The following is a 12116-nucleotide window of genomic DNA, read 5'->3' on the forward strand; positions in this document are numbered from 1 at the left end:
TTTTGGCGACGCAAAAGACACGTTTTTCGCGCATATCTTGAGCGCCTGTCATATCATGTTTGTTGACTCGGAAAGCTGTGCGACAAACGCTGTCGCTTTGCTGCAATGTACAACAATCTACGTTTTAGGGTTTGTCGACACGCGCGATTGCACCGTCGCTGCAACATTTAGCGAAGCAGAAAACGTCGGGTTCTCGGAAACTCGCTCTCTTCGTTTAACGGCAGAGAAGTCGCGCCCTGCGGCCCGACCGCTCAATGGAACGGGATGGCAAGTTTCAGCATGAGCCGCCGTTCACGCTCTGGGCCGGGAATGGCTTGAGTTGGTCGAAAGGAGCTGCATGGCTTCGCGACCGTGATCAAGTTCTGAGTTCCAAAGTCCCTTGTAGGCGACCATCAGACGTGGGTGGCTCGGTCATCGGCGATTTGGGCACAAAATCATACCGCGACGATCGTTCAATGGCGCACGCGGCTTAGGCAGATTTTTGCGACGCATCAGGGCGCGCGTCATTCTGGGGCCGCTTGATCTGGCGGAAGGAGATATTCCGCCCACTTTTTCATAAGTACGCGCCTGCGCTCGATTGCCGTTCCGCGGCGATACGCACGCTCTACCTTATCGCTGATAGTATGCGCCAGGGCTTGCTCGATGAGGTCGCGCGGGAACTCGGTCGCGTCACCGGCCCAGTCCCGGAAGGTGCTCCGCATTCCGTGGGTAGTGATGCGGTAGCCCATTCGGCGTAGGAGCATCGCCATCGCCATGTTGGAGCGCGCTGCACCTCCGACGGCGAAGATCAGATCCTTGGGTCTGTAATCTTCGGGCTTCAATTCATTCAGAATTGCTACCGCCGCGTCTGAAAGGGGCACGACATGTTCGGCGCCGGCTTTCATTCGCGTGGGCGGAACAGTCCACAGTTTCTGGTCGAGATCAATCTCACCCCATGCCGCGCCGAGCACCTCGCCGGATCGGGCGGCAGTCAGAATAGTGAACTCCAAGGCTCTGGCTGCTAATGCGGGGCGCTTAAGCAATTGAACCATGAAGGATGGCGCATCGCGCCACGGAAGCGCTTCGTGATGCCCTCGGGTGAGCTTGGGGCGACGTGGGAGCAGGACGTCGAGGTGCCCCTTCCAAAGTGCCGGATTGGCTGCATCGAGTGGGCGTAGCCCCCGAGCTTTGGCAGCCGCCAGGATCTTCTCGATCCGGCCACGGACACGACTTGCCGTCTCCGATTTTGTCAGCCAGATCGGCTGCAGGACGGCAAGCACGTCCTCGGTGCCGATGTCTTCGATCCGCTTGTTGCTCAACGACGCTGCGTGGTCTCGCAGCGAGTTGCGCCATTGCTGACGGTGGACATCATTCCGCCAGCCTTCCTCGATGCTGGATATGTATGTCTCAGCGAATGTGCCGAAAGTAACGATATCGGGCGGCGCCTCGATGGGTTTGGGCGCGATGACTGCGCGAGGATCGATACCGGTGGCGACGGCCTCCCGCATATCGGACGCGAGCTTTCGTGCTGTCGATAGCGGGACGGAGGTCTCCGCGCCGAGGCCAATTTCGGCGCGTTTGCCGGCGTTGGTTGTCATGAAGACCCAAGACCGAGCACCGCTTGGTGTGATCCTGAGATAGAGCCCTCCGCCGTCGGCATGACGGCCCGGTTCTTTGAGCGAAGCGACCTTGCGGGCGGTCATCCGACTGAGGGCTCTCGACACGGGCTGCTCCATCGTCCGTCGAACCCCTATAGCCCACTTCCATGCCCACTTCCATGCCCACTTTGTGATGCGCTTCGGAGAGGATGTCTGGCACTTCGTGAACTGGCCGTTGATGGATAATGGAAGAAAGACCGGCCTTAAAACAACGGGATACGTCTTCTCAGGACATTCCGTAAGGGCTCAAAATATTCCGCAATTCTAAGGACACCCTCTCCGCCAAGAACCCCGCCGCAGGGGTTCGTAGAAGTCCGGCACGATCGACTTTTCCGCCTGGAACCTGACGTTCGGCTGACCCGCTCGGCTTAGGTCGTGCGTACCGATCCGACGCACCGTGGGTCTTCGTCCGCCATCATGATGCGCGACGCCCGTCCAAAGACAACCTAGGATCCGTTTGTCGTCAGCAGCCCAAGCGCCTTCAAGGAAGGAAAGCTGCGGTCAGGCATGAACAAACGACAGGACAAGCAAACCGGGGACGCTACGCGAATGGCCTTTTCTGGGGCTAACGCGTCGCGCGCTAGCCTTGGGTCAGCGCAGCACATCCTCGGCATCGACGACCGTCATGTCATGCATCCCGTTGAGATAGCTTTCCAGGTAGGGCTTGTGCGAGGCGCCGACCACGACCAGTCCGCGAACGCCAGGTTGCGCGGCGAACATGTCGCGGATGTTCGATGCCATGCGAAGGTTACGTGTCTCCCAGCCGCCGAGATAGGCACGGCCGAAGCGGGCTGCCGACGGCTCCTCCAGAGCGGCGCCGAAATCGCTGTCGAAAATCAGTTTGGGCTGATCGGGGTCGTTGTAGGCCCGATAAAGCGTCAGCATGGCGCCGGGCTGACCGAGCGTCGCATCGAGCGCCATGTCCATCGCCTTGCGCTTGGCGGTGGCGGGATTATCCCACGCCTTCGCGATCGCGGCGTCATAGGCGGTCTCGTCGAGGACCGGCGCATCGGCGGTATGGTCGTCCATGGCGTATAGGCGGTCGAGGCCGAGCCGCGCGGCGAGGGCGGCTGCGATCAGCAGGCTCTCGTCGTGTCTCGTACGCAGCTTGTCGAGCCGCGCGACGAGAGCGTCATCAAGCCCGTCGCCGACATGGCGTTCACCTTCGGGAAGGCGCAGCCATTGGACCAGCGCGGAAGCGCTCTCGCCTCCGGCGAGAAACAGCGCCGAAAGGCGACGACGGTCAGCGGCCAAGGGTTGCGCCGGCCACGTCGCCAGCAGCCGGCCCCAGGCAGCGGTCGCGGCCGGCACGTCGAGCCCGGTCGCCTTGGCGGCAGGCGCCGGATCCCAGCAATAGGCCGCAACGCTGTCCTTATAGCGATCGGGATAGTGGCGCATGAAGTCGCACTGGATGCCGGACACCGCCTCGATGGCGATGGCCTGTGGGTGCCATGCTGCAAGCTTGTCGAGTACCGGCCGCAGCTGTTCGGGCTCGAATTGTGCGGGCATGCCGGAAAGATGGGGACTGCCGATGACGAGCAACTGATTATGAGGCCCCGAATGCGGCCCTTTGAAGCGGCCCGTATCAAAGGGATGATAGGTTTGCGCCGCTGCGACGGAGGCACAAGCAACGGCAGCGATCATTGCTGCCACCCTCCACATCCGCATCGTGGTCCCCCTGCGCTCTGCTGTGCTATTCGGCTAACACAGCTGGCGGGGTTAGGGAAGCGGATCCGGCGCAGCCTGGTTCAAGAGCGGCTAGGTAGCCGCTACGGATGCACGCTCGTACAGAGACGGTCGCGTGCGCTCCCCATGCTGATTGAAGAGATCCGGATTCGCGACTGCGGCCCGACCGGCGCCATGAGCAATGGGATCGTGCGTCGCGATAGCGTCGGCAGACCGGTTCGGTAAACCGGTCTGGCCGCCGGTATCGCTAATCGGCCGCAAGCCAAGCTGCGCTGCACATCAGAATGAGTTCTCGCCTAGCCGCAGGCCTTTCGAGATGGGCTGCAACGACCACTCGATCGCCCGCCGCGAGGTGGCGGATCACTTCCGAAACACTACGACACCGCCCCGACTGAGCCAGCTGAAACGCGCGATCGATTGCCGATGTCATCGCCGTCACCTAACCCAAAGCTGCGACAGAGCGAAGGCCGCTTTTTCGTCATGATCATGTCGTGTATCCGAGGATACTGACCTGCCTTGATCGTCACGCAGTCGATGCTAATCGACAGGCCACAACGAAGGGGCATGTGTGAGCGAAGCGCGCGAGAGCAGCTGGCGGATCGAGCGCGCGGACCAGATGGCCGTCATCATCGATGCGGAAGACTATTTCGCGACGGCTCGACAGGCGCTTCTCCAGGCGCGTCGTCGCATCATGCTGGTCGGCTGGGACTTCGATTCCCGCGTCGACCTCCACGTCGCGGCGCGGCTGCCGGGCGAGCCTGCGCAGATCGGCGAGCTGCTCTCCTGGCTGGTCGATCGCAACCCGGACCTGCATCTCTATCTGCTGCGGTGGGACACGGGTGCGCTCAAGGGCCTGTTTCGCGCGTCGACGGCGTTTCGCCTGCTCAAATGGATGCGGCATCCCCGCATTCATCTGAAACTGGACGGCCATCATCCGACCGCCTCGTCGCACCATCAGAAGATCGTATCGATCGACGATTGCTTCGCCTTCTGCGGCGGCATCGACATGACCGACGCGCGCTGGGACACGCGCGCGCACCATGACGAGGACCCCGCGCGCACCAACGCCGGCGGCAAGCCCTACAAGCCCTGGCATGACGCGACGTCGGCGCTGAGCGGCCCGGTCGCCAAAGCGCTGGCGCGAAGCTGTCGCGATCGCTGGCAGCGCGCGACCGGCGAAACGCTGGAGCCCGTCGAGGGGGAAGCGGAATGCTGGCCGAAGGGGCTGACGCCGACCTTCACCGCGGTCGACGTCGCGATCGCGCGCACCCACCCGAAAATGGACGATCAGGAACCGGTCTACGAAATCGAGGCGCTGTTCCTCGAACAGATCGCGGCCGCCAGGCGGTGGCTCTATTGCGAGAGCCAGTATTTCGCGTCGCGCCGCGTCGCCGAGGCGATCGCCAGGCGGCTGGACGAGCCCGACGGGCCGGAGATCGTCATTATCAACCCGCAGACCGCCGAGGGTTGGTTGCAGCCGATCGCGATGGACAGCGCCCGCGCGCGGCTGGTGCGCGCCCTGCAGGCGCGGGATCGCCAGGGCCGGCTCGCGCTCTATCATCCGTTCACTGCCGGCGGTGCCCCCATCTATGTGCACGCCAAGATCACGATCGTCGACGACGCCCAGCTTCGCATCGGCTCGGCGAACCTCAACAACCGGTCGATGCGGCTCGACACCGAATGCGACGTCTCGGTCGATGCCGCCCGCGATCCCGATGCGGCGCTCGAGCCGGCGATCGCCGGCATTCGCAATGGCCTGCTCGCCGAACATCTGGCTGTCCCGGTCGAGCAGGTCGGTGCGCTGCTCGAGCAGACCGGGTCGCTGATCGCGGTGATCGAGCGCCTGCGCGGACCGGGCCATTCGCTCAGCCCCTATCAGCTGCCCGAATTGACTGCGGCGACGCAGTGGCTCGCCGACCATGAGGTTCTGGATCCGGAAAGCCCCGAAGAGGTGTTCGAACCGATCGCCGGCGGCGGCCTGCTCCGCCGTCTGCGGCGGCGATAGGGCCGCTCCTCAGCTATCTTCGGTCGGACGGCCCATGTCTCGCGATAAAGCTAGCTGCGCCGGACGATCGCCCGGTAGAGATGCGTGTCGGACAGCGAATAATAGAGCCAGATCTGGTCTCCGACGACGACCACGGAGGCGGCGAAGGCAATGTCGGTCGCGGTCCGTTGCAGCGCGGGCGGCGGGATGATGAGCGGCTCGATGCAGCGCGCGACGACCTTGCCATATTGGCTGTCGAAGGCGATCCAGCCGATCCGCCAGCGCGCGTCCTGCGTCGCGCCGTTGTAGAACATTACCGGCATGTCCTTGTCGGTGGTGAGCAGGGGGCCGGTCGACAGATGCCAGCTGTCCCAGCCGTCGGTCCGCGGCGCGAACGGATCCCGTTCGTCGGTCCAGGGGCCGGCGATGTCGTCGCTGACCGCAAGACCGACCAGCGATGCCTCGTGGCGGGCGAACTCGTAGAACATGCGCCACCCACCGGTCTCGGTCCGGTCGACTGTGGCCTCCTTGATATTGCCCTGCGACGGCGTGTTCGGCATCGCCACGCCCCGCTTCTCGAGCCGGTCGATCGAAGGGCCGACCGCGTAGAGCATCTCACCGTGGCTGCGTGTCGCATCGACGCCGGTATAATAGATCACGACGCTGCCGTCGGGCCGGAACACCGGGGTCGGATCCTCGCAGCCGCCGATATCGTCGGCGCCGGGACCCGGCGACAGCACCGGCGTGTCGGTCGCGGTGAAGCGCAGGCCGTCGGTGCTGGTCGCATACCAGATCGTGCCGGTATCGCCGGTCTCGCCGGGACGCGGCACCGCGCGGACCAGCATGGCATAGAGGCCGTCGGGCGTCCGCCAGACATAGGGGCTCATCAGGTCGCGTCGCGAGACCTGCTCGTTGCCGACCATGGCGATCGGATCGATCTGCTCGACGTTGAAATCCACGAGCGCGGCCATGATCAGGCGCCTTGCGCGACGGTCAGCGACAGCGCGCCGTCGATCGTGACGGTCGTGCCGGTGATATAGTCGGCCTGCGGCGACAGCAGGAAGTTGACCAGCGTCGCCACCTCGTCGGGCCGGCCGGCGCGGCGCCAGGGGATCGCCGCCTCCTTGGCCTTGAGCTCCGCCGGATCGTTCAGCGCGGACTGATTCATCGGGGTCAGGATCATGCCGGGCGCCACGCCGTTCACCGCGATGCCCTTGGGCGCGAGCTCGAGCGCCAGCGTCGCGGTGAGCTGCGAAAGCCCGCCCTTGGCGGAATCATAGTCGACGCCGCCGGGACGCGGTGCCTTCTCGTGGATCGAGGAGATGTTGACGATGCGCCCCTTCATCGCCTTCGCCTCGAGCGCGCGCACCAGCCGGCGGCAGGTGAGAAACGGACCATAGAGATCCGAGCGGATCACGCGATCGAACTGCGCGAGCTCCATGTCGACGAGATCGACGCCGGTCATGTTGAGGCCCGCCGAATTGACCAGCAGGCTGACGGTGCCGAACGTCGTCTCCGCTGTGGCGAACAAGCGTTCGACCTCGCCCTCGTCGCCGACATTGGTCTGGACGGCGATGGCCCGCGTCTCGTCGCCGATCGACCGGCAGACCGCCTGCGCCGCATCGGCATCCTTGAAGAAGGTGATGACGACACGGGCGCCGGCATCGCCGAGCGCTTTCGCGCAGGCGGCTCCGATGCCGGATTCACCGCCGGTGACGATCGCGATCTGGTTGTCGAACATGTCGGCTCCTCGAGGATTGGGGGGAAGCTTGGGCGGCGGTCGAGGGGCGGGTCGAGTTACGCTTTTGTCATTCGTCGCATTCACCCACGCGGGACCCAGGCCACGACGACCGTCCATATCGACGCGGCGATTGCCAAGCTGTTGTTCCAGCGCCGGGAGCGGATCGGATGGAGCGAAGGGCCCGTTCGCGAGTAGGTCCGTAGGAACGAGCAGGCAGCGGGACGGCACGATGACGGGCGAGATCTGGCACTATAAGGACGGCGACGTTGCGTTGCGCGGCGAGATCTACCGGCCGGTCGGCCATCCCAACGGGCGGTCGGTGTTGGTCGTGCACGAAGCGGACGGGATCGGCGGCAATGTCCGGCGGCACTGCGCGATGCTTGCCGAGCGCGGCTATCTGGCAGCGGCCGCCGACCTTCATGGCGATGGCCGTGTGCTCGAGGGTGAGGCGGTGGCGTCCGCGATCGCGGCGTTTCGGGACGACCCGGCGCTGTTTCGACACCGCGTCCGTGCCGGCTTCGATGCGATGGCCATGCTCCCGGGCGTCGCGGGCGAACGCAGCGCGGCTGTCGGCTACTGCTTTGGCGGCGCAGCGGTGCTCGAACTCGCGAGAAGCGGCGCGCCGATCGCCGCCGTGGCGAGCTTCCACGGCTCGCTGACCACGGCGCTGCCGGCGCGCGCGGGTGTCGTCTCCGCGCGCGTTCTGGCGTGCACCGGCGCGCGTGATCCGCTCGTGCCCCCCGCCGACATCGCCGCCTTCCAGCAGGAGATGACCGACGCGGACGCCGACTGGCAGCTGCTCGTCTTTGGTCGCGCGCTGCACAGCTTCACCAACGACCAAGTCGATTCACGCGGCGATCCGCGCATGGCCTACGACCGGATTGCCGACGTACAATCCTGGGAGGTGATGCTCCGCTTCTTCGACGACACATTTGCGGGCGGGTCGTGACGGTCGATCAAACCATGCACGGCAGGTCGGATGGACGTCGGTGCGTCGGAGGCGGCGGATCACGCTCGGCATTGCCGACGATCCGGCCGCAGCTCGGACTCTCCGCGCGACATCATGCGTAGCCATCGAGATCGTCCTCCTCCTCGTCCTCGTACTCCTCGCCTTTCCGTGAGAGAGGGCCAGCGGCCTCGATGTCGGACACGGTGAGCAGGACTGGCGGCTCACCACCAAGGCGCTTCACGAATTCCAGCCGGGCAATGTGGTGAACGTCGGTTTCGAACTCGAAAAATGTCTCCATCGCCGTCTCGCTATCGATCTCGTCGAGATCCGGGTTCAGGAGATAGGCAAGCGCGTCGCGCGTGATTAGAAAATCGACCGGCCCCAAAGCCGTCAGGCCGGCGAAGCCGACGCTGTCTCGTTCCGCGACCCATTCGGCATCTCCGGGCTCAAATCGAACGCTTGGCTCTGCCATGTCTGCAATCCATTCTGATGGCCGATGATGGCAGCGCGATACGCGGCCGGACTGGGTGATGACAATGTCGGCCCGTCGACGAGAGCATAGCCGCCGGCAGCCACGTGCCAGCCATCGGCCAGACGCGACCCGACCGCGACGCAAAGGCGGCGGCCGCCTGGACTGATGCTGATCGCGATCGCCATGGGTCGGAGGTGAACCCGGCTCGTGAACGGACGGACTCGCCGCTTTCGCGGTGCCCGGCGTCTTGGACTTTGAGGCCGACGCTTTCCCGCCGCCGGTGTTGCTGATCGAGGCAACATTGAGGTTTCTTATTTTTGGCTCGGCGCCGATCTCCGCTAGGGCGGCCGCTGCACCTCCCAGTGGACAGCGACGGCAGCGCATGAACATTCTCGTCGCAGAAGATGATCCCGAAACGGCGGCGTTTCTGTGTCGCGGATTGGGGGACGCGGGCCATCAGGTCCACCATGTGGAGACGGGCGCCGAGGCGCTCGCCGCGCTGCAGTCCGGCAGCTTTGACATCGCCGTGTTGGACCGGATGCTGCCCGGACTTGACGGGCTCTCGGTGATCCGCGGGGCACGGCGCGGCGGCATCGTCACGCCCGCGCTGATGCTGACCGCGCTGGGGCGGATCGAGGACCGGGTCGACGGGCTTGAGGCCGGCGCCGACGATTATCTGGTCAAGCCCTTCGCGATGTCCGAGCTGGTCGCCAGGCTCAATGCGATCAGCCGGCGGCGGCAGACCGGCGACGTGGTGACGACGCTGACCGCCGGGTCGATCGTGCTCGACCTGCTGCACCGCGAGACGCGCATCGCCGGCCGGCTGGTGCCGCTCCAGCCGCGCGAATTCCGCCTGCTCGAAGAGTTGGTCCGCAACGCCGGGCGCGTGGTGACGCGCACGATGCTGCTGGAGAGCGTGTGGAACTTCCATTTCGAGCCGCAGACCAATCTGGTCGAAACCCATATGAGCCATCTGCGCGCCAAGCTCGCCGCCGGCGGCGCGCCTGCGGTGATCGAGACGGTGCGCGGCGCCGGCTACCGAATGGTCGCCGACGCCTGAGATGATGCGCAGCGCCGCCTATCGGATCGCGACGATCTATTCCGCCGCCTTCGTCATCGCGACGCTCGTGCTCGGCGTCGCGGTCTATTATGCGGCGCATGTCGCGCTGCAGACCCAGCTCGACGACCGCATCGCCGCCGAGATGAGCTCGCTGGTCAGCGAATATCGCAGCGAGGGGCTGACCAGCCTCAAGCTGGTGATCAGCCGGCGCGAGCTGGCGCGGGCGACCAACGATCTCGGCTATGCGCTGTATGATCCGGCCGGGCACCGCGTCGCCGGGACACTGAGCGCGCGCAGGCCCGCGCTCGGCTGGTCGACGATCGGATTCGTCGATCGCGAGGACGCAAGCGATGTCGCGCGGTCGTTCGCGGTGCGGCTCGACGGGGGCGAGCGGCTGGCGGTTGCCGCCGATTGGGACGAGCTGGAGGCGGCGGATCGGCTGATCCTGACCATCCTCGGCGTCGCCTTCCTGGTCGAACTGATCATCGGCGGCATCGGCGCCGTCCTGCTCGGCGCCTATCTGCGTCATCGACTGTCGGGGATCAGCGGCGCGGCGGAAGGGATCATCGCCGGCGATCTCGGCACACGCGCGCGGGTCGGGCCGCGCGGCGACGAATTCGATCGGCTGTCCGCCGCGCTCAACGCGATGCTCGATCGGATCGGCGAGCTGCTCGACACGCTCCGCCAGGTCTCGAGCGACGTCGCGCACGACCTGCGCACGCCTCTGTCGCGGCTGCGTAACGGGCTCGAGGAGGGGCTGCGCACCGATCCCGGCCCCGCCGTGATCGAGCGCGCGATCGAGCAGAGCGACCAGGTGCTCAGCCTGTTCTCCGCGATTCTGCGGCTGTCCGAGATCGAGGCGGGCGGGCTGCGGCAGGCGTTCGCGCCGGTCGATCTCGCCGCGCTGGTGCGCGATCTGGCGGAAAGCTACGCGCCGGCGATGGAGGCAGCGGGCCGGACATTGGCGGCGCATGTCGAGACCGTCCCGCCGGTCATCGGCGACCGCGAGCTGCTCGCGCAAGCGGTGATCAACCTGCTCGACAATGCGCTGGCGCACACGCCGGTGGGAACGACGGTGCGGCTCGGCCTGGCGGTGGGTGGGGGCGGGACGGTGCTGACTGTCGCCGACGACGGCCCGGGCATTCCCGAGGCGGACCGCGACCGCGTGGTGCAGCGCTTCGCGCGTCTCGAGGCCAGCCGGACGCGGCCCGGCTATGGGCTGGGGCTCAGCCTGGTGGCGGCGGTGGCGCGCATCCACGCGACGTCGCTCGTCCTCGGCGATGCCCGACCCGGTCTGGTCGCCACCCTGACGTTCGGAGCGGCACGCCGATGATCCGCAAGCTCGGCCTGTGCGCGTTGCTGCTGCTGCCGTCCGCCTGCCAGCATTATGCGCCCGCCCCGCTGCCGCGCGCGGTACCTTTGCGGCCGGCCGCCGCCGATCTCGTCGGCATGCCGGCGGGTCCGCTGACCGTCGGCGACGTCGTGCGGCTGGCGCTTGCCAACGATCCCGATCTCGTTGCCGCGCGGGCCAAGCGGGGCGTCGCGCAGGGCCAGCTGCTGCAGACCGGTATCCTGCCCAATCCCTCGCTGTCGGGCGCGTTCCTGCCGCTGATCTCGGGCGTCGGCTCGGTGCCGGCCTGGACCGCCGGGCTGTCGCAGGACATCAAGGCGCTGATCACCTATCGCTCGCGACGCGAGGCGGGCCGCTACGCCGCGCAGCAGGTCTATGCCGATCTGCTGTGGCAGGAATGGCAGGTCGCGGGGCAGGCCAGGCAGCTCGTGGTAGACCTGATCGAGACGCAGCGTGCCCGCCCGGTCGCCGCCCAAGCCTACGACATTCTGTCGGCGCGCAACCAGGCCGTCGAGGCGGCGCTGGCGGCGGGCAATTCGACGCTGGTCATCGCGGCGCCGTCGCGCCTCGCCTTCCAGACCGCACGGACCACGCTCAACGGCATCGACCAGCGGATCCTGACGCTGCGTCACCAGCTGAACGCGTTGCTGGGGCTGGCGCCTGATGCGCCGCTCGCTCTGGTGCCGACGGTCGCGCTGCCGCCGCTCGACATCGCCGCGGCGCGCGCAAGCCTCGCGACCTTGCCCGGTCGCCGCCCCGATCTGCTCGCGCTGCGGCTCGGCTATGCCGCGCAGGAGGAGACGGTACGCCAGGCGATCCTGTCGCAATTCCCCGATCTCATCTTCGGCGGCGCGGCGTCGAGCGACAACAGCCGCGTGATCAACGCCGGCCCCAACGTCACCGTCGGGCTGCCGATCTTCGATCGCAACCAGGGCAACATCGCGATCGCCCGCGCGACCCGCGAACAGCTCCGCGCCGACTATGCCGCAAGGCTTGCGGCGACCGCGGGCGAGGTCGGCGCGGCGCTCACCGAGATCGAGCAGCTCGGCCGCCAACTCGCCGTCGCGCGGCGCGACCTGCCGATGGCGCGCCAGGCCGCGGCGCGCGCCATCGCGGCGCGCAGCGCTTCCGCGATCGACGAGGCCGCCTTCGTCGATCTGATCACCACGCGCTTCACCAAGAAACAGGACGTCATGGCGCTCGAACTCGCGCTACAGGATCGGCAGGTCGCCGTGG

10 protein-coding genes are annotated in these 12116 nt (G+C 66.4%); 5 read left to right on the forward strand and 5 right to left on the reverse strand.

Going from position 1 to position 12116, the window contains the following annotated elements; translation table 11 throughout:
- Positions 1 to 503 precede the first annotated feature (503 nt).
- Together Q0326_RS08955 and Q0326_RS08960 are read right to left on the reverse strand one after the other, a co-directional pair.
- Positions 504 to 1682, reverse strand: a complete 1179-nt coding sequence (locus Q0326_RS08955; RefSeq protein ID WP_298689314.1) for a site-specific integrase — start codon at positions 1680 to 1682, stop codon at positions 504 to 506.
- Positions 1683 to 2228: 546 nt separating this feature from the next.
- Positions 2229 to 3146, reverse strand: a complete 918-nt coding sequence (locus Q0326_RS08960) for a DUF5694 domain-containing protein (protein ID WP_363303898.1) — start codon at positions 3144 to 3146, stop codon at positions 2229 to 2231.
- A gap of 793 nt (positions 3147 to 3939) precedes the next feature.
- Between Q0326_RS08960 and Q0326_RS08965 the strand changes: the two genes are divergently transcribed.
- Positions 3940 to 5328, forward strand: coding sequence for a phospholipase D-like domain-containing protein (locus Q0326_RS08965; protein WP_298689334.1), 1389 nt, complete (start codon positions 3940 to 3942; stop codon positions 5326 to 5328).
- 50 nt (positions 5329 to 5378) lie between these two features.
- On the opposite strand, the gene Q0326_RS08970 is transcribed toward Q0326_RS08965, so the two are convergent.
- Together Q0326_RS08970 and Q0326_RS08975 are read right to left on the reverse strand one after the other, a co-directional pair.
- A complete protein-coding gene (locus Q0326_RS08970; RefSeq protein ID WP_298689318.1) occupies positions 5379 to 6278 on the reverse strand; it encodes a glycosidase in 900 nt (299 codons plus the stop codon).
- Positions 6279 to 6280: 2 nt separating this feature from the next.
- A complete protein-coding gene (locus Q0326_RS08975; protein ID WP_298689320.1) occupies positions 6281 to 7048 on the reverse strand; it encodes an SDR family oxidoreductase in 768 nt (255 codons plus the stop codon).
- Positions 7049 to 7277: 229 nt separating this feature from the next.
- On the opposite strand from Q0326_RS08975, the gene Q0326_RS08980 reads away from it, so the two are divergent.
- Complete coding sequence (locus tag Q0326_RS08980; RefSeq protein WP_298689322.1) at positions 7278 to 7997, forward strand: dienelactone hydrolase family protein; 720 nt, start codon at positions 7278 to 7280, stop codon at positions 7995 to 7997.
- A 112-nt stretch (positions 7998 to 8109) separates the two neighbouring features.
- On the opposite strand, the gene Q0326_RS08985 is transcribed toward Q0326_RS08980, so the two are convergent.
- Entirely contained in the window at positions 8110 to 8469 is a 360-nt protein-coding gene (locus tag Q0326_RS08985) for a hypothetical protein (RefSeq protein ID WP_298689324.1), read from the reverse strand.
- Between the two features lie 382 nt (positions 8470 to 8851).
- On the opposite strand from Q0326_RS08985, the gene Q0326_RS08990 reads away from it, so the two are divergent.
- From Q0326_RS08990 to Q0326_RS09000, 3 genes are all read left to right on the forward strand, one after another.
- Positions 8852 to 9529, forward strand: coding sequence for a response regulator transcription factor (locus Q0326_RS08990; RefSeq protein ID WP_298689326.1), 678 nt, complete (start codon positions 8852 to 8854; stop codon positions 9527 to 9529).
- A gap of 1 nt (position 9530) precedes the next feature.
- The gene (locus Q0326_RS08995) at positions 9531 to 10862 is read left to right on the forward strand and encodes a HAMP domain-containing sensor histidine kinase (protein ID WP_298689328.1); all 1332 of its coding nucleotides are present in this window, start codon (positions 9531 to 9533) and stop codon (positions 10860 to 10862) included.
- Positions 10859 to 12116 (forward strand): TolC family protein (locus Q0326_RS09000; protein ID WP_298689330.1); only part of this gene is annotated, 1258 nt, incomplete at its 3' end. The genes Q0326_RS08995 and Q0326_RS09000, both read left to right, overlap by 4 nt.

Origin of the sequence: uncultured Sphingomonas sp. (genome assembly GCF_937859915.1) — a bacterium.
Classification (GTDB): Bacteria; Pseudomonadota; Alphaproteobacteria; order Sphingomonadales; family Sphingomonadaceae; genus Solisphingomonas.